Origin of the sequence: Mucilaginibacter agri (assembly GCF_009928685.1) — a bacterium.
In the GTDB taxonomy this organism is placed as follows: domain Bacteria; phylum Bacteroidota; class Bacteroidia; order Sphingobacteriales; family Sphingobacteriaceae; genus Mucilaginibacter; species Mucilaginibacter agri.
On record NZ_WWEO01000044.1, the window covers coordinates 837,281 to 854,559 of the forward strand.

Annotated in this window: 17 protein-coding genes; 9 read left to right on the forward strand and 8 right to left on the reverse strand. The window is 39.9% G+C overall.

Translation table 11 applies throughout. The features are described from left to right. Window positions 1-10 precede the first annotated feature (10 nt). The 6 genes from GSY63_RS19820 to GSY63_RS19845 form a co-directional block, all read right to left on the reverse strand. Window positions 11-487, reverse strand: a complete 477-nt coding sequence (locus tag GSY63_RS19820) for a hypothetical protein (protein ID WP_166587554.1) — start codon at window positions 485-487, stop codon at window positions 11-13. A gap of 37 nt (window positions 488-524) precedes the next feature. Then, window positions 525-674, reverse strand: a complete 150-nt coding sequence (locus GSY63_RS19825) for a hypothetical protein (RefSeq protein WP_166587555.1) — start codon at window positions 672-674, stop codon at window positions 525-527. 40 nt (window positions 675-714) lie between these two features. Continuing rightward, entirely contained in the window at window positions 715-1,008 is a 294-nt protein-coding gene (locus tag GSY63_RS19830; RefSeq protein WP_166587556.1) for a T6SS effector amidase Tae4 family protein, read from the reverse strand. Then, a complete protein-coding gene (locus GSY63_RS19835; RefSeq protein ID WP_166587557.1) occupies window positions 1,005-1,541 on the reverse strand; it encodes a hypothetical protein in 537 nt (178 codons plus the stop codon). The genes GSY63_RS19830 and GSY63_RS19835 overlap by 4 nt, the downstream gene beginning before the upstream one ends. 175 nt (window positions 1,542-1,716) lie before the next feature. Further along, window positions 1,717-3,072 carry an efflux RND transporter periplasmic adaptor subunit gene (locus GSY63_RS19840; protein WP_166587558.1) on the reverse strand — a complete coding sequence of 452 codons (1,356 nt, stop codon included), beginning with the start codon at window positions 3,070-3,072 and terminating at the stop codon, window positions 1,717-1,719. Window positions 3,073-3,095: 23 nt separating this feature from the next. Next, a complete protein-coding gene (locus GSY63_RS19845) occupies window positions 3,096-4,535 on the reverse strand; it encodes a TolC family protein (protein WP_166587559.1) in 1,440 nt (479 codons plus the stop codon). Between the two features lie 90 nt (window positions 4,536-4,625). On the opposite strand from GSY63_RS19845, the gene GSY63_RS19850 reads away from it, so the two are divergent. The 6 genes from GSY63_RS19850 (at window position 4,626) to GSY63_RS19875 (ending at window position 11,139) form a co-directional block, all read left to right on the forward strand. Beyond that, the gene (locus tag GSY63_RS19850; RefSeq protein WP_166587560.1) at window positions 4,626-5,246 is read left to right on the forward strand and encodes a polysaccharide deacetylase family protein; all 621 of its coding nucleotides are present in this window, start codon (window positions 4,626-4,628) and stop codon (window positions 5,244-5,246) included. Continuing rightward, on the forward strand, window positions 5,246-5,611 hold the full coding sequence (locus GSY63_RS19855; RefSeq protein WP_166587561.1) for a hypothetical protein: 366 nt from the start codon (window positions 5,246-5,248) through the stop codon (window positions 5,609-5,611). The genes GSY63_RS19850 and GSY63_RS19855 overlap by 1 nt, the downstream gene beginning before the upstream one ends. A gap of 148 nt (window positions 5,612-5,759) precedes the next feature. Further along, the gene (locus tag GSY63_RS19860; RefSeq protein WP_166587562.1) at window positions 5,760-5,993 is read left to right on the forward strand and encodes a hypothetical protein; all 234 of its coding nucleotides are present in this window, start codon (window positions 5,760-5,762) and stop codon (window positions 5,991-5,993) included. 117 nt (window positions 5,994-6,110) lie between these two features. Continuing rightward, a complete protein-coding gene (map, locus tag GSY63_RS19865; protein ID WP_166587563.1) occupies window positions 6,111-6,872 on the forward strand; it encodes a type I methionyl aminopeptidase in 762 nt (253 codons plus the stop codon). Between the two features lie 268 nt (window positions 6,873-7,140). Next, the gene (locus GSY63_RS19870) at window positions 7,141-9,405 is read left to right on the forward strand and encodes an aconitate hydratase (protein WP_166587564.1); all 2,265 of its coding nucleotides are present in this window, start codon (window positions 7,141-7,143) and stop codon (window positions 9,403-9,405) included. A gap of 1,155 nt (window positions 9,406-10,560) precedes the next feature. Next, window positions 10,561-11,139: a hypothetical protein gene (locus GSY63_RS19875; RefSeq protein ID WP_166587565.1), complete on the forward strand. Its 579-nt coding sequence runs from the start codon at window positions 10,561-10,563 to the stop codon at window positions 11,137-11,139. 11 nt (window positions 11,140-11,150) lie between these two features. On the opposite strand, the gene uvrA is transcribed toward GSY63_RS19875, so the two are convergent. Next, complete coding sequence (gene uvrA, locus GSY63_RS19880) at window positions 11,151-13,970, reverse strand: excinuclease ABC subunit UvrA (RefSeq protein WP_166587566.1); 2,820 nt, start codon at window positions 13,968-13,970, stop codon at window positions 11,151-11,153. Between the two features lie 249 nt (window positions 13,971-14,219). On the opposite strand from uvrA, the gene GSY63_RS19885 reads away from it, so the two are divergent. From GSY63_RS19885 to nth, 3 genes are all read left to right on the forward strand, one after another. Continuing rightward, the gene (locus GSY63_RS19885) at window positions 14,220-14,804 is read left to right on the forward strand and encodes an RNA polymerase sigma factor (protein WP_166587567.1); all 585 of its coding nucleotides are present in this window, start codon (window positions 14,220-14,222) and stop codon (window positions 14,802-14,804) included. A 71-nt stretch (window positions 14,805-14,875) separates the two neighbouring features. Continuing rightward, window positions 14,876-15,076 (forward strand): hypothetical protein, encoded by a 201-nt coding sequence (locus tag GSY63_RS19890; protein WP_166587568.1) that lies wholly within the window; start codon window positions 14,876-14,878, stop codon window positions 15,074-15,076. Window positions 15,077-15,130: 54 nt separating this feature from the next. Then, window positions 15,131-15,892, forward strand: coding sequence for an endonuclease III (nth, locus tag GSY63_RS19895; RefSeq protein WP_166587569.1), 762 nt, complete (start codon window positions 15,131-15,133; stop codon window positions 15,890-15,892). Here the strand turns inward: nth and GSY63_RS19900 are convergent. Next, complete coding sequence (locus GSY63_RS19900; protein WP_166587570.1) at window positions 15,889-16,965, reverse strand: hypothetical protein; 1,077 nt, start codon at window positions 16,963-16,965, stop codon at window positions 15,889-15,891. The genes nth and GSY63_RS19900 overlap by 4 nt on opposite strands. Between the last annotated feature and the right edge of the window lie 314 nt (window positions 16,966-17,279).

Consider the following 17,279-nt stretch of genomic DNA (forward strand, 5'->3'; position numbering starts at 1 on the left):
TAAGTTTGGGTTAGCGCATGTCAGGAGGTCTATAATAGCTATCCCGCTCATCTGATTTACCATGAACCCTTAGCGTTTGGCTTAAGCCAGGATAGTTTAATTGTAGTAAACCGCTCCTTACTGTTCCACCATCTTCGCTTCTCGTAACCGAATTTATCTTTAAAATAAATGATCCAACTTTCCCACCATACCACTTTGTATTGGCTTCGGTGCCTTTATAATACTCAACATAACCATCGTTTGTCGCTTTACGTTGAATACGTTTAAAAAATGCAAACCGACCCTTAGCAAACTCGATAAATGCAATGTGCGTCGCATCTATGATTAACTGGTGTCTATTTTCGGACAACGGCACCGTATTGTCAACAAAAAAACTGCACCCTCCGTCAATTTTTATCGGCGCTTCGTCGATAAATAACAATTTACCGGTTAAGGGTTGAGCTTTAGGTATAGTTAAACAATTTACGCTAATCAAGAAAGTTAACATAAATCTAATAAAATGCCAATTTACCATAGTGATTCTATTATTGCAATATCCATAAAACAATTTCCTTTACTTTTCCTGGGATATTAAAAGGCGTGTGATATATCCCGCCAACACAATATTGACCATCAAAAATACTTGCATGCCCAGTTGCATTGTAGCCGTTTGAACTTGGATCATTTGCTTGCATCAAAAACAAACCTTTATGACCTGCAAACGCCTTTTGATAGTTAATAAATACCCATAGTTCCTCCCTGACTCGTATTCATATCGATATCTGGCGTAGGAAAAACTTTCTTTAAATAATGAAATAGCTTTGCTGCAGATAGAAAATAATATTTTCCGTCCGCTCCTTGAAATGTATGATCTTGAATATGGGGTATTGCAATACCTGATTTATTTAAAGCAATCGATACTCTTAAGGCACAAGCATTTACATATCCGTTATTTATATAAAGCTGCTGAACTTCACCGCCAACTAAAGCCGCAACATCGGAACCCGGCATCTCTCCTCCATTACTCAAATATCACCTAATAATCCATCTACCTTCTTTGGGCCTCCATTACTCCCGGTAACAGATTGAGTAGCTTTTGTATCAGCAACGATCTTTTTAGTATCCAACCCCGCCAATTTAGTTCTTTTACCCTGGGCATACTTCATACCACGGATGTTTTTGTCCTGAAAAGAATAAGACATAATATTACCATTAAAATACTTCTCGCCGAGTGCTTTATCTTGCCAGTTGTACAAAAAGGCTTTCAACTGCGCCTGGTCTTTTGTAAAAAATAAAGCTACGTGGTCTTTATTCTTAAACGGAATTTTAATTACGTGGTGATTATCTATAAATCGTTGTTGAATATTAGATAATTGAAGATCCTTTTGGTCTTCCGCCGATATGTTTTGCTCCACCCAAGCAAGTACGTCTTTGCTATCGACACGCATTTCCGGCCGTAAACCATTAAAGTCAAAAGCTGTATTAGAGGACTTAGCAGTATTACTTGGTTGATTAAATTCTTTTCTACATGAAAGATAAGTAGAAGAGATTAAAGCGCTCATTAAAAGCACCACAAATTTAATTTGCCTGGCGGCATAATTTTTTTCATATAAATTTTGATAAGGTTTAGCTTTTATACTAAAAATATTTCACCAAAGTTTCACTTCATCGAAAACTTGAATAACAAAAAAGCCTGCATGTAGTACATGCAGGCTCCCTATTAAATATTAGGATGTCTTAATTCTTCGATTTATTATCTGCTGCAAACAACTTCGATTTATCAACCTTCTCTACCTCCATCTTGTCGTTCAATGTTTTGGAGATAGCAGAATACGGTGCAGAAACCACCTCGTCGCCAGCTTTAAGGCCGCTTAATATCTGTATGTTAGTATCGTCCTGTATGCCTGTGGTAACCAGCACTTGTGATACTTTGCCAGCATTGTAAACAAATACGTACTCTTTGGTTACAGTTCCTATTTTTTGCTTACTGCTATCATCATCACTACCGTCATCCTTCTTCTTGGTGGCATCTTTATCTTTCTTATCATCGCGAGTTGTAACTGCCTGAATCGGTACAGAAAGTGCATTAGTATGGTTGGTTTGAATATCAACCGTAGCAGTTAACCCCGGGCGGAATGGAGAGTGACCATTCACGCTTTTGTTGATCAGATCTTTGTACGAATCTGGATTTATACGCACTTTAACCGTAAAGTTAGTAACCTGATCTGCGTTGGTACCCACCACGTTTGCCGAACTACCAATCTCATAAACCACGCCGGTAAACAATTTGCCGTTAAAAGCATCAATCTCAATTTTCGAAGAATCACCTAAGCCAACACGGTTAATGTCGTTCTCGTTCACATCAACGTTAACGTCCATTTTACTCAGGTCAGATATAGTCATAATGTCGGTACCTGTCATTTGGGCTGTACCTACCACGCGTTCGCCTTTTTCTACAGATAGCTTCGATACCACGCCGTCAACCGGTGAGTAAATAGTTGTTTTAGCCAGGTTATCCTGCGCTTCTTTTACCGAAGCCTGTGATTGTGCCAAACCATATTGCGAGCCTACTACGCTTTGTTTTAAGCCTTCGATATTGGCTTTGGCGGCTGTATACTCGGCACGTGCGGCATCATATTCTGCAGCGGTAACTACTTTATCGTCGTAAAGCTGTTTGGTTCTTTTATACTTCGCTTCAGAGTTAGCGTAATTAGCTTGAGCCTGTGCCAGCATTTGGTTAGCATTACCTACACTGGCTTTTTGGCTATTGTAAGATGCTACAGCACGCTCATATCCCGATTTTAAGATATCCGGGCGAACGCGACATAATAACTGGCCTTTTTTAACGATATCCCCTTCTTTAATCGGCAATTCCACAATCTCGCCCGAAACCTCAGAGCTGATCTTTACCTCAACTTCGGGTTTAATTTTACCGCTTGCAGATACTACTTCGTTAATATCGCGAGTGGCGGCCTTTTCGGTGGCAACCTGAGTTTTTTGCGGCTTGCCAACAATACCCGTCGCTTTACCGATGATAAATAATACAATAAGTACTCCCAGAGCAATTAAAATGTATTTTGTAGTCTTTCCCATTATTAATTAAGGCTATTTATTTTTTAAAGAGTGATCGGATTTCCAAGATAATAATCAATTACCTTACTTCTGAATATTAGTTCGTAACGCGCCGCAATCATGTCAAACTGCGATTTGTTAAGGTTAGTTAACGATGTATTGTAGTCCAAAGAGTTTACTAAACCTACATTGTAACGCTGTTGAGTAACGTTATAAGCATCTTTATTTGCCTGGTAAGTTTGTAATGCCGATTGGTATTTCTTATCTGCCGCCTGTACATCTAATACAGCCTGGCTTATGGTTTTTGTAAGTGTATTCTTAGCCAGTTGCGTTGCAAGCTCTGCATTTTGATAACTTAACTTAGCCTTACGTACAGTAGTACGGCTCTGAAACCTGTTAAAGATCGGGATTTGCAGATTAAGCCCGACTGATCCGTTGTAGTGATCGCCAAATTGGCTTGCAAAAGGATATGAAGTTGCAATAATCGGCGATGTTATGGTCGTAAAAACCGGCGTATTTGTTCCCTGCACCACCCCTATTTGCTGAGTTATGCTTTGCCCGCCTATTACGTTCTGCGATATACTTGAATAGTTGGATCCGATACCACCAAATAATGAAATGGTTGGATAATAATTACCCTTAGCTACTTTAATCTGTTGCAGGTAAATACTTTGCTGGCTTTCGGCCAATTTGATATCCGGATTTATTTTAAGCGCAGTACCGATTACATAGTTAGCGTCATATGCAGATTTAACATCGGTTATTTTGCTGATATCAGGCCTATCGATTTCTATAGCTGTAGTTGGATCCATTTCCATATACTGCTTCAAAGTAAGTACAGCGAGGTCTAATTGGTTTTGAGCGGTTGTTATATTTAGTTCGGCAGTTGATACCTGTGCCTTAGCTTGCGATACATCAGCAAGGGTAGAGTTTCCTACTTTAAGGCTTTTATCTGCACGATCTGCAGTCAATTGAGCAATTGCTATTTGTTGCTTGGCTGCGGTTACCAGATCCTGGTTGTTTAACACAGATAAATAAGTTGTTATCACATTCAACACCAAATCGTTCTTTATTTTGGCGGTGTTGTTTTTATCAGCATCCAGTGTAAGTTTATTGGCAACTATCTGGTTATGCAATTGTCCACCCTGGAATAACGTAAGCGAAGCCTGCGCCTGCCCGTTTACATAGTAAAAAGTTTGATTAGAATATGCATAAGATGCCTGGTTAACACTACGACCAAAGTTATATGAGCCCTGTCCATTGGCACTTAAGCTGGGCAATAAATTATTCTTTGCCTGTTTATAATCTTCGGTAGCAAGTGCTTCGGTAAATTGCGATTGCTTGATTTGCAGGTTGCGGTCGAGCGCGTATTGAACTGCTTTCTCGAGCGTTATTTTCTCTTGTGCCTTTACAGCCGTGCTCGAAAGCAATAGCAGCACAAAAGCAGCTGGTTTTAAATTTTTTAAAGTAAACAGGTGTCTCATAATGTTGTATTTACAATTTTGCACAAGTGCTTACATTGTATCCCCGAATTTAATTTATTAAAGGTGGAACTAATTTAATTTAATTTGTAAATGTACCTGGTAAAAACACCCTGGCTGCTTAAGCAATTTTATTCCGACTTGCTGTGGAATGCTGATCGTGATAAGCGAATCATTTATTTGACGTTTGACGACGGTCCCATACCTGTTGTTACACCCTTTGTACTAAAAATTTTAAAACAGTACCAAGCCAAGGCCACCTTCTTTTGTATTGGCGATAATATACGCAAACATCCGGATGTATTTGAACAGGTAAAACAAGATGGGCACGCTATCGGCAATCACACTTTTCACCACCTTAAAGGATGGAAAACTGATGATAAAACCTATGTTAAAGATATGCAGGATTGCCAGGAGTTAACCCGATCTCAATTATTTCGACCACCTTACGGGCGTATTAAAAAATCGCAGACAAAAAGGCTTAAATCACTTTACCCCAATCTTAATATTATAATGTGGGACGTTTTAAGCGGCGATTTTGACATAAACCTATCTCCCGAAAATTGCCTGAAGAACGTAATTAAGCACACGGAGAGTGGCTCTATTGTGGTATTTCATGATAGTTTGAAAGCTTTTGACAGGTTGAAATATACATTGCCTAAAGCTTTAGAGCATTGGGCCAAGGAGGGGTATACGTTTAAATCACTATTTTAATGAAGAATATAGACATTGTAAAAAAAGGAGATTGGATTTTTACCTGCGTTATGACTCCTTTGCAGTTCAGTCATTTTGAGACACGTAATCCAAATGATTATGATCAGGAATACCTTAATTCCTTAGATAGCGAAGCATATAGCAACTTTCTAAATGACAGTTTTGAAACCACTGATGGTAGTAGTCATTCTTTCAAAAATTGTGGATGTAAGGTAATTAGCGAAGCTTATGCTAAATGGTTTATACAAAACAACATTCATCTTATGTTTGACAAATACGAAAATTACGACAATAAATGGGATCTATATACTTATGATGTAAGACAGGCTTCAATGGCTGCTGGGCTACCATTTGAAGGACTTTGATTATAGTCATACAATTTCTGCACTTTGGTTGCCTTTAACAGCCGGAGATAAATCTGATCCGGAACTACCTCAAAAAAACATATAATTAATTAAGTCTCTGTACTATATATTGTATATGGTTTTTGTAACTTTACTGATAGCCTCCTAAATGAAAACAATTAAAGTAGATATCTTGCAAGAAGAAGCCCTTAACTTATTAAGGGACCTGGAAGCCTTGAAGGTAATCCGCCTGCTCGATGTTGACCCGAAAGAAGAGGCATCTACTGAGATTAAATCGGCCAAAGGCAAAACTTTTGTCGCCCGATCACACGAAGAGATTGAACAGCGTTTGCGCGACCTGCGCAACGAATGGGATTCATTAGAGATCAGTTCATTTTCCTAAAACTTAATTAATTCCCTCTAAAGTAATTTTACTGCCATCGCAATGCCACAGGGTTACTGTTAACTGGCTTCCCCGCACATTATTAGGTATATTTGCAAATAACATTTAAATACTACTATGTCAATTAATTCAGAGGCAGAGCTTTTAGGCATGCAAAATATAAGCGAAGTTGTTGCTAAAGTACTTAAGGCTATGCGCGAGCATTGTAAGCCTGGTATGAGCGCCAAAGAGCTCGATGATTTTGGAGGTGCCATGATGGAAGAAATGGGCGCCAAATCGGCTCCTAAACTTACTTACGATTTCCCTGGCTATACTTGTATTTGCGTAAACAACGAAGTGGCCCATGGTATCCCTTCTGCAGATAAAATATTTCAGGAAGGCGACCTTATTAATATAGATGTATCCGCCGAACTTAACGGCTTCTGGGCCGACAACGGTGGCTCGTTTGTTTTAGGTGAAGACATAAACAATCATCAGCCACTGGTTGAGGCATCGCGCGAGATATTGCAAGCAGCGCTAAGCCAGATTAAAGGTGGTGTTAAAATATCCGACATCGGCTTACTGATAGAAAAGCAAGCGGCTAAACGCGGTTTTAAAGTAATCAAGAATCTGGCGGGCCACGGCGTAGGCCGCAGCCTTCACGAAGAACCACACGAAATATTAAACTATTGCGATCGGGACAATAAAACCCGTTTCCGCAAAAACTCGGTTGTTGCTATCGAAACCTTTATTGCCACTCACTCTACCTTCGCCAACGAAGGCGCAGACAAATGGACATTAACTGGCAACAAAGGGGGCTTTGTGGCACAGCATGAGCATACCATATTGGTTACCGATGGCGCGCCTGTGATACTGACCAAGAGCAACGGGATTTATTAAAGAAAGAGTCAAGAATCGAGAATCAGGAGTCGAGAATTTCTGTCCTGATTCTTGCTTGTTGGTTTCCAGTTCTGTCAGAACTCAGGATTATATTTTGTCTTGATTCCTGACTCTCGATTCTTGACTCCATTATTTAGAATTTATCCAAATAACATTTGCCTAAAGCTAGGTTACTATTTGGGTGTTAAATTTTGTACATTCGCCGCGTTAGGCCTGTTAAAGGGTTTACACATCGGATTTTACATTTCACTTAAAAAATCAAATACAAATGGCTTTTGATTTAGACATGATCAAAAAGGTTTACGATCGTTACAGCACGCGTATTGACGCTGCCCGTAAAGCGACCGGTAAATCATTGACCCTTACAGAGAAAATTTTATACGCTCACTTATCAGAAGGTGATGCTAAGGCTGCATTTGCACGTGGTGTTGACTACGTTGACTTTGCACCAGACCGTGTGGCTATGCAAGATGCTACTGCACAAATGGCCTTGTTGCAATTTATGCAAGCTGGCCGTCCGCAAGTGGCAGTACCTTCTACCGTACATTGCGATCACCTGATTCAGGCTAAAATTGGCGCAGATCAGGATCTTTCTACTGCAAAAGATATAAACAAAGAAGTTTACGATTTCTTATCGTCTGTTTCTGATAAATATGGTATCGGTTTCTGGAAACCAGGCGCTGGTATCATTCACCAGGTAGTGTTAGAGAACTACGCTTTCCCGGGTGGTATGATGATTGGTACCGACTCACACACACCTAACGCAGGTGGTTTGGGTATGGTTGCCATTGGTGTTGGTGGTGCTGATGCCTGCGACGTTATGGCCGGCTTACCTTGGGAGCTAAAATTCCCTAAACTTATTGGTGTACACTTAACAGGTAAACTTTCTGGCTGGACTTCTGCAAAAGACGTAATCCTTAAAGTTGCTGGTATCCTTACCGTAAAAGGTGGTACAGGTGCAATTGTTGAATACTTCGGCGAAGGTGCCCGTTCATTATCTGCAACTGGTAAAGGTACAATCTGTAACATGGGCGCCGAGATTGGTGCTACTACCTCTATCTTCGGTTACGACGAAAAAGCAGAAGATTACCTGCGTGGTACTAAACGTGGCGAAATTGCTGATGCAGCTAATGCTATTAAAGAACACTTAACAGGTGATGCCGATGTTTACGCTAATCCAGAGCAATACTTTGACCAGGTAATTGAAATTAACCTGAGCGAATTAGAGCCACACGTAAACGGTCCGTTCACTCCGGATTTGGCTTGGCCTATCTCTAAATTTGCTACCGCTGTTAAAGAAAACGGCTGGCCTGTAAAATTAGAAGTTGGCTTGATTGGTTCTTGTACCAACTCATCTTACGAGGATATTACCCGTGCAGCATCTATCGCTCAACAGGCTATCGATAAAAACTTAAAAGCTAAAGCAGAGTACACCGTAACCCCTGGTTCTGAATTGGTACGTTACACTGTAGAGCGCGACGGTTACTTAAATACTTTCGAGCAAATTGGTGGTGTTGTATTAGCCAATGCCTGCGGTCCATGTATCGGTCAGTGGTCACGTCATACTGATGATCCAACCCGCAAAAACTCCATCATCACTTCGTTTAACCGTAACTTCGCTAAACGCCAGGATGGTAACCCTAACACGCATGCTTTCGTAGCATCTCCGGAGATTGTTACTGTGTTTGCTATTGTGGGCGACTTAAGCTTTAACCCGTTGACTGACTCTGTTACCAACGAAGCTGGTGAGCAAGTAAAATTTGACGAACCGGTTGGTATTGAAATGCCGATTAAAGGTTATGCGGTTGAAGATGCAGGTTACCAGGCACCGGCAGAAGATGGCAGCGCTGTAGAAGTTAAGGTTGATCCAAAATCTTCTCGTTTACAATTGCTTGAGCCGTTTGCAGCATGGGAAGGTACAGACATTACCGGCTTAAAACTTTTGATTAAAGCTAAAGGTAAATGTACTACTGACCATATCTCTATGGCTGGCCCATGGTTGAAATTCCGTGGTCACTTAGATAACATTTCAAACAACATGTTGATCGGTGCGATCAACTACTTTAATAACAGCCCTGATTCGGTTAAAAACGAATTAACCGGCGAATACGGTCCGGTACCGGCTACCCAACGCGATTACAAAGCACACGGTATCGGTTCAATCGTAGTAGGCGACGAAAACTATGGCGAAGGTTCATCACGTGAGCACGCAGCTATGGAACCACGTCACTTAGGGGTTCGTGCTATCCTGGTAAAATCATTTGCCCGTATTCACGAAACCAACCTTAAAAAACAAGGTATGTTGGGTATCACCTTTGCAGATACTGCAGATTATGATAAAATCCTTGAGGACGATACAATCGATATCGTTGGCTTAACTGAATTTGCTCCGGGCAAACAGTTAACTGTAGTATTACATCACAAAGATGGCTCAACAGAATCATTCCCTGTTAACCATACTTACAACGCTCAGCAAATTGAGTGGTTTAAAGCCGGTGGTGCATTAAATATCATCCGCAAACAAATGCAATAATTAACTTAGGTTAGTGAATATGAAAAAGGGACGCAATGAGCGTCCCTTTTTTGGTTTAATAACTTCCCTCTCCGCCTCGTCATGCTGAACTTGTTTCAGCATCCCACAGGACAAGTTGGCGACTTTCATGATGCAGGCTTAACACGTGGGTTCCCGAAACAAGTTCGGGATGACGTGTTATGAATCAGCCCCCGGTTTCAAAGGTTTAAACATCTTTGGGAAACGCAACAAATTCCCCATTTCCACAGCTAATTCCCCAATTTTTAATTGGGGAATTATTCCATACTCCTAAAAAAAGCCTTAAAACTCACTTCAAGGCGCTTTTCACAGTTTTTCTCACATCGGTACACGTTTTGCCTTAACCTATACATCAATCGTTAATTAAAACTTTAAAACATAAAATCATGAACAACTCAATCATCATCGCAGGTATCATCGCTCAGGCAGCTCCTTTATTCTTAGTAGTAAAAACTATCGCTAACAAATTCAATAGCTAAGCATTAAACCTTTTCAATTTTCAACCACTCTATATATCATAAAACAACAGAAATCATGAATACTACAATCGTTATCGCCGGAATCATTGCTCAAGCAGCACCTTTAGTTTTAATTGCTAAAATCATTGCTTCAAGAGTTAATAACTAATCAGATCAACAAATTTTTCAACCTATAAAATCTAAAATCATGAACACCACAATCGTTATCGCCGGAATCATTGCTCAAGCAGCTCCCTTAGTTTTAATAGCTAAAATCATCGCTTCAAGAGTTAACAACTAATCAGATTATAATTCACAACTATAAACCTACAACCGTGACTAACCCAATCATCATCGCCAGCATAGCAGCTCCACTATACTTCGTTATAAAGAGCATTGCAGTAACTATCAACAATAAATAATATGAAACAAAAGCAGAGAATGGAGAATTGATAAGCTCCTCTACTCAGATCACTTATCAATTCTCTACTATATATTCCCTGCCGAATCAGGAAAGATCATCCTGAAACAATAACATCAACCCCGCGGCTAATTATTCAGCCAAACGCTCCTTCAAAAACTTCCCGGTATACGAATCCGGGTGATTCACTAAATCTTCGGGCAAATCTTCAAATTTCGTTCGCTAAATATTTAATACCTTGTATCAAATTCATGGTATATGTATTTTCTGAATAAATCTTTTCTATTTTTTGCCATTTCTCTCATATCTCTTTTCCCAAATAACATCAAGCCTGTATTTCTTAATGAGCCAACGAGTATAAAATATTCAAATGGTGAAATGAGTGTTAATCTGGAAACTATTGCCGCTAATAAAAACTTAGGAGCTTTAAAAGACAATCTAGTTCAAACCAAATTAATACCTTTTTATAAAGCGAATCAAATTCCAGACTTTATCAAAAGTTTCATAGAACAACTATCAGGTAGCAAGTTTACTATAGCCAATTCAGGAGAGGACTGGCAATGTTGCGACGCAGTTATTGACGAAAGCTTACCGGAAAGGCTATTAATTTATGGCGGTAAAAGCGACAAGTACTATTTGTTAACTTATCTTACAGGTGGTGTAGGTGAAGTAACACATATTTTAATTATTAAGTATAATCAAAAATTGATCACCAATTTTTATACATGTACAACACCTAAAAAACTCGACAATAAAAATTCGATATTAGAATATTTAACAACTATTGAAAAGAAAAGGAACGTGTTATATATTTCTAAAAACAAACTCTTTTTATAGTATCTGTTCTATTACTCAGCCAAACGCTCCTTCAAAAACTTCCCGGTATAAGAATCGGGATGATTCACTAAATCTTCGGGCAAACCTTCAAATACAAGTTTACCGCCCTTATCGCCACCCTCGGGGCCGATATCTATCACCCAGTCAGCGCTCTTAATCACGTCCATATTGTGCTCGATAACAATAATGGTATTACCCTGATCTAATAGTGCATCAAACGATTTCAACAGCTTTTTAATATCCGCAAAGTGCAGGCCTGTAGTAGGCTCATCAAATATAAATAGCGTTTTACTTGTGTTGTTTCCTTTAATAAGGAATGATGCCAGCTTGATACGCTGAGCTTCACCACCAGATAATGTATTCGACGATTGACCTAACTGTACATAACCCAAACCCACATCTACAAGCGGTTTTAGCTTACTGATAATCTTGGCTTCTTTTTTAAAGAACTCCAGAGCATTATCAATGGTCATCTCCAATACTTCGGATACGTTTTTATCCTGGTACGTTATATCGAGTACATTTTGCTTAAAGCGCTTGCCGTTACAGTTTTCGCAAGGTAGATAGATATCAGCCATGAACTGCATTTCTATCTTTACCTCGCCCTCGCCCTGGCAAACATCACAACGGCCTCCCTCTACGTTAAAGGAGAACGCCGAAGGCTTTAGTCCAGCGGCTTTAGCGGCAGGTTGCGAAGCGTAAAGATTTCGGATCTCGTCCCATGCCTTAACATAAGTAACCGGGTTCGAGCGCGATGAACGGCCGATCGGATTTTGATCTACCAATTCTACTTGTTCTATCTGGGCGTAATCGCCCTCGATGGTATCGTAAGAACCCGTTTGCTCTCCGTTATAATTACCCAAAGCCTTCTGTAAAGCAGGAGCTAATATGCGTTTAACCAAACTGGTTTTACCCGAGCCTGATACACCAGTTACCACCGTTAATACACCCAACGGGAACTTGGCCGTAATATTCTGCAGGTTATTTTCCCTTGCGCCTTTAATTACAATCGAGTTGCTCCATTTGCGGCGATGCGCCGGTATGGCAATTTCTTCTTTACGGCTTAGATAACGGCCAGTTAAACTATCTTCGTCGGCAATGATCTCGTCATACGTTCCGGCAAAGATCATTTCGCCACCATGGGTACCAGCCTCGGGGCCAATATCAATCAGATAATCGGCGGCCTGCATAATCTCTTCCTCGTGTTCTACCACTAAAACAGTGTTTCCGGCATCGCGCAACATTTTTAACACCGAAATTAATCGTTGCGTATCACGCGGGTGCAAACCGATGCTAGGCTCGTCTAATACGTATACCGACCCTACCAAACTACTACCTAAAGAAGTAGCCAGGTTTATACGCTGCGACTCGCCGCCTGATAAAGTATTCGACAAACGGTTAAGCGTTAAATAGCTTAAGCCTACATCATTTAAAAACGTTATGCGATTAGTGATTTCCGTTAACAAACGACGGGCTATCTTTTCATCGTGCGCATTTAGTTCCAGTCCCTTAAAAAACTCGAGGGCCTTATCTAAGGGCATCAACACAATATCTGTGATCGACTTTCCTGCTATCTTCACATATGATGCATCCTGACGCAGGCGGCTGCCCTTACACTCCGGACAAGTAGTTTTACCACGATAGCGCGACAAGATAACCCTGTATTGAATTTTATAAGTTTGCTCTTCCAGCTCCTTAAAAAACTGATCTAAACCACGGAAGTATTGATTACCCTTCCATAGAACAGCTTTCTGCTCATCTGTTAATTGGTTATATGGGCGATGGATCGGAAAATCAAACTTAAGAGCATGCTTCACCAAGGCATCGTTCCATTCGCGCATTTTTTCGCTACGCCATGGGGCAATTGCACCTTCGTAAATGGTTTTGCTTTTATCCGGCACTACCAGGTCTTCATCAATGCCGATAATCTTACCATAGCCTTCGCAGCGCTTGCATGCCCCATAAGGATTATTGAAGCTGAAGAAGTTTGGTGATGGTTCTTCGAAACGCATGCCGTCCAATTCGAAGCGATCGCAAAAGAATGCTTCAGTTTCGTGCTCTGTATCCGGGTGCGGATAACGAACGTAGCAATCTCCACGGCCTTCAAAAAAAGCTGTTTGCACCGAGTCACCCATCCGGCTCAGGGTTTCATCATCGGTATTTACAGAAAGGCGGTCGACTACAATTTTAACCTGGTTTTCGCCAAGTGAATCATTTACAACAGACTCATCCTCCAAAACACTTTCTATACGGTTCAGCTGCCCGTTATACTCAATACGTACAAAACCCTTTTGCATCAGCACAGCCAGCTCTTCTTTTAACGAGCGGTTGTTGTGCGGATGCAGGGGACATAATATAGTAACCTGTGTTTCGGCAGGCAAGCTTGTTAAAAAGTTAATTACATCTGTAGTGCTATCTTTCTTTACACGCTTGCCCGAGATTGGCGAAAGCGTATGCCCAATGCGCGAGAAGAGCAGCTTCAGGTAATCATAGATCTCGGTAGACGTGCCCACAGTTGAACGCGGGTTAGAAGTAATTACTTTTTGTTCTATAGCAATAGCCGGAGCAATACCACGAATGTAATCTACATCGGGTTTATTCATGCGGCCTAAAAACTGGCGTGCGTAGCTGGAAAGACTTTCTACATACCGGCGCTGCCCCTCGGCATATAGGGTATCAAAAGCTAAAGACGATTTGCCAGACCCCGACATGCCGGTAATAACCACCAGCTTATTTTTAGGTATGGCAACGTCGATATTTTTGAGGTTATGAACCCTCGCGCCTTTTATAATAATATGTTGTTGTGGATCTGCTTCTGCTGCTTTACTCATCGGTGTGGATATCCTGTCTTTTAAGAGGTTGCAAAAATCCTAAAAGATTTAGCATATTCCAAATAGACACATAAAAAACTACATATAACACAGAAACCCGGTATAACAGTTTTTCAAATTAATTTGTTTTTTAACGAATTAATTGTTTTATTTGGTATAACAAATCTAAAAGAAAGAGGAACCCCTATAGATTAGAACTTTACTTAAACAAGTATTTTTATAATTAATTACGTTTAAAGTAGTAGTTCTATGGATTTTCAATTGAAAAGTGATCAGGAATTAATCCATCTTTATGTTGCTGGCGATGAGGGGGGCTTAGTGGAATTGATTCGCCGATACCAATCTAAAATATACACTTCTATATATTTACTGGTAAAAGACCAATATCTGGCCGAAGATATCTTTCAGGATACCTTTATAAAAGTTATTAATACCCTCAAAGCAGGCAAGTACAATGAAGAAGGTAAGTTTTTACCATGGGTTACCCGTATTGGCCATAACCTGGTAATAGACCATTTCCGTCGCGAAAAACGCACCCCGTTAGTTAGTAATGGCGAAGACTTTGATATTTTTGAAGTATTAGGCCATTATGACGAAAGCACAGAGGACAAAATGGTGCGTGAGCAAACCCATAAAGATCTTAAAACACTGATCCACTTGTTGCCTGCTGAGCAAAAAGAGGTATTAATTATGCGCCACTACGGCGACTTAAGCTTTAAAGAAATTGCCGATATAACCGAAGTAAGCATAAATACAGCCCTTGGCCGTATGCGTTACGCCCTAAACAACCTGCGTAAAATGATGCAGACTAAAGAGTTAAGTTTAAAAAACTAATTAATTTTTTAATTAATTAAAATAATCCATTTAAGCTTGCGTTTGTTATCTTATACAAACTTTACAAGCTTATGGGTGAAATTTTTACAACTACTTTTTTAAATGTAATCAATAACCAGGACGCTATGGATAAGTCAACAGTTATAGAGAACATGGATGGTGATGAAATGTTGTTTTATCACGCCATACGTACAGATTTGGATAAACTTCAATTGAAACCAAATCTGCAAACAATACATAACATCTTGAATTACTCAAAGCAAGTGCGTTAGATGATCTTTAACAAGAGCCCTGATTTTCATCGGGGCTCTTGTTATATTTGTGCAATGCTTAAACAAGAACGTTACCGTCTCTTTGTAGATTATTTTTCGAAGAACCAGCCCAACGCAGTTACCGAACTGCATTATTCAAACCCGTTCGAGCTGCTGATAGCGGTTATACTTTCGGCGCAATGCACAGATAAGCGTATTAACCAAGTTACCCCTGCCCTTTTTGAACGCTACCCCACGCCGCAATCATTGGCGGAATCCACCGTGGAAGAAGTTTTCTCCTACATTCGCAGCGTAAGCTATCCTAACAACAAAGCCAAACACCTTGTAGGTATGGGCCAAATGCTGGTTGAGAAATTTAACAGCGAAGTGCCCGACAATATGGCCGACCTGCAGAAGCTTCCCGGTGTGGGCCGCAAAACAGCAAACGTTATTGTATCTGTAATTTTTGATGTTCCGGCCATTGCGGTAGACACCCACGTGTTCCGCGTATCCAACCGGATTGGTTTAACTACTAATGCGCGCACGCCGCTTGCTGTAGAAAAACAGTTGATTGAGCACTTACCCAAATCAACCCTGAGCATAGCTCATCACTGGTTAATATTACATGGCCGCTATATATGCATAGCCCGCAAACCAAAATGTGAGATCTGCCCGCTTACCTACTTTTGTAAATATTATGAAAAGAATAATACAGAAAGTGCCTTGTTGAAAGCCGAAGCCGCCAAACAAAAGAAACTGGTAGCCGCCAAAAAGAAAAAGCAAAATGCGGCTACACATAAGGCATTGAAGAAGATTAGTGTGGATAAGAATAGCTAGTTCAACAGCTTAAAATCTTTGCCATCATATCTGCCAATGCCATCATTTTGAGTAAGCAGATATAAATTTCCTTCATCGTCAAACTGCATCTTCAATACATTCATGGGGGAGCCAACTGCGTCAGGTTGTCCATTTCTCCAGTGTAACGCAGGTGAAGCGATTTTGGTCCAATTTGCTATTTGCGAAAGGTCGCCATTAATTTTTCCTCTATATAAACCCGTTTGGCTATAAAAGTAAAAACAACTATCTAAATTATTATATGTAGCTGGACCAATGTACTCGCCAGGCTGCCTCTTTTGTAATATTTTTCCTTTTTCACTATATGTTTTCCAAGTCGACTCACTATTAAAGACATTGATAAACCTTCCGTTTGCAATCTTCACTATACAGCCAAATGTTAGCATGTGTTCCAAGCCACACGATAAATAGATAGAGTTTCCATCGCTAAATATTGACTTTACAGGTTCCAAATCAATCTTAAACCCATTCAAGACAGGCTTAATAAACTTATTTGTTTTAGTATCAAAAACAAATAGGTTTCCTCCCCATTCACCATGTCCAAAACCTATCCAAAGTTTATCATCCTTATCCATAAATATAGCAGACGGTTTACCCCAGCCGCCTATTTGCTTATTCAATCTTAAACTGATATCGGGCTTGTAAGTCTTTTTGCTCGACAAATCTTCAATGCCATTGATTGTTAAGGCAAACCCTTTATCACTACTATTATAAATAACATTCCAAATATCAGATCTTGCTTTGTTAATCGCAGTGAATTGTCGCGTTTCAGGGTCGAATCTTTCTATTTTCCTACCTGTTGTAGCAACAAATATGTCGTGGCTTTTCGTTAATGTTATAGCATTTACAATTGCACTATTATTAATATCTGAGTCAATTGATTTTCCGCTTTTAATATAAAACATGTTTATTTTGCCACTATCTGTAAGCAACACAATAAGACTATCCTTTATTACAAAATCTATATAATTTGATTTTTTAACCGGTTTCGCTCTACAGTTTGAAAGAAATAAGCTGCATCCGAACATGCAAAAGAATAATATCCGTCTAAGCATAAGGTTTAAATCTTACACTAATATAGTGATAAGAAATACTGTGGATAAAGATATTTGATTCTACCTTATAGGTTAGGTAAGTTTACCAAATATTTAAGAGAGTTATCAGTCAGTTCGCGTTAGGAATAGTAGTGAAAAGCCCGGAATGAAGCGCAGCGGAATGAGGACTTGTAACGGATAGCCCGGCCGGAGGCAACACCCACAACAAATATCGCATATATTCTAATAGCAGAAGATTCTTCACTATCGCTCTGAATGACAAAAAAGCAAACCAATTCGCCTAAAAAAATAATTACTAATTTTTTTAGCATTTA

Bases quoted from the DNA above. Each gene is read 5' to 3' on its own strand.
- GSY63_RS19890 (WP_166587568.1), top strand. From the start codon at position 14,876: ATGGGTGAAATTTTTACAACTACTTTTTTAAATGTAATCAATAACCAG.
- nth (WP_166587569.1), top strand. From the start codon at position 15,131: ATGCTTAAACAAGAACGTTACCGTCTCTTTGTAGATTATTTTTCGAAG.
- GSY63_RS19850 (WP_166587560.1), top strand. From the start codon at position 4,626: ATGTACCTGGTAAAAACACCCTGGCTGCTTAAGCAATTTTATTCCGAC.
- GSY63_RS19835 (WP_166587557.1), bottom strand. From the start codon at position 1,541: ATGAGCGCTTTAATCTCTTCTACTTATCTTTCATGTAGAAAAGAATTT.
- GSY63_RS19870 (WP_166587564.1), top strand. From the start codon at position 7,141: ATGGCTTTTGATTTAGACATGATCAAAAAGGTTTACGATCGTTACAGC.
- GSY63_RS19820 (WP_166587554.1), bottom strand. From the start codon at position 487: ATGTTAACTTTCTTGATTAGCGTAAATTGTTTAACTATACCTAAAGCT.
- GSY63_RS19825 (WP_166587555.1), bottom strand. From the start codon at position 674: ATGCAAGCAAATGATCCAAGTTCAAACGGCTACAATGCAACTGGGCAT.
- GSY63_RS19860 (WP_166587562.1), top strand. From the start codon at position 5,760: ATGAAAACAATTAAAGTAGATATCTTGCAAGAAGAAGCCCTTAACTTA.
- uvrA (WP_166587566.1), bottom strand. From the start codon at position 13,970: ATGAGTAAAGCAGCAGAAGCAGATCCACAACAACATATTATTATAAAA.
- GSY63_RS19855 (WP_166587561.1), top strand. From the start codon at position 5,246: ATGAAGAATATAGACATTGTAAAAAAAGGAGATTGGATTTTTACCTGC.
- map (WP_166587563.1), top strand. From the start codon at position 6,111: ATGTCAATTAATTCAGAGGCAGAGCTTTTAGGCATGCAAAATATAAGC.
- GSY63_RS19875 (WP_166587565.1), top strand. From the start codon at position 10,561: ATGTATTTTCTGAATAAATCTTTTCTATTTTTTGCCATTTCTCTCATA.
- GSY63_RS19845 (WP_166587559.1), bottom strand. From the start codon at position 4,535: ATGAGACACCTGTTTACTTTAAAAAATTTAAAACCAGCTGCTTTTGTG.
- GSY63_RS19885 (WP_166587567.1), top strand. From the start codon at position 14,220: ATGGATTTTCAATTGAAAAGTGATCAGGAATTAATCCATCTTTATGTT.
- GSY63_RS19900 (WP_166587570.1), bottom strand. From the start codon at position 16,965: ATGCTTAGACGGATATTATTCTTTTGCATGTTCGGATGCAGCTTATTT.
- GSY63_RS19840 (WP_166587558.1), bottom strand. From the start codon at position 3,072: ATGGGAAAGACTACAAAATACATTTTAATTGCTCTGGGAGTACTTATT.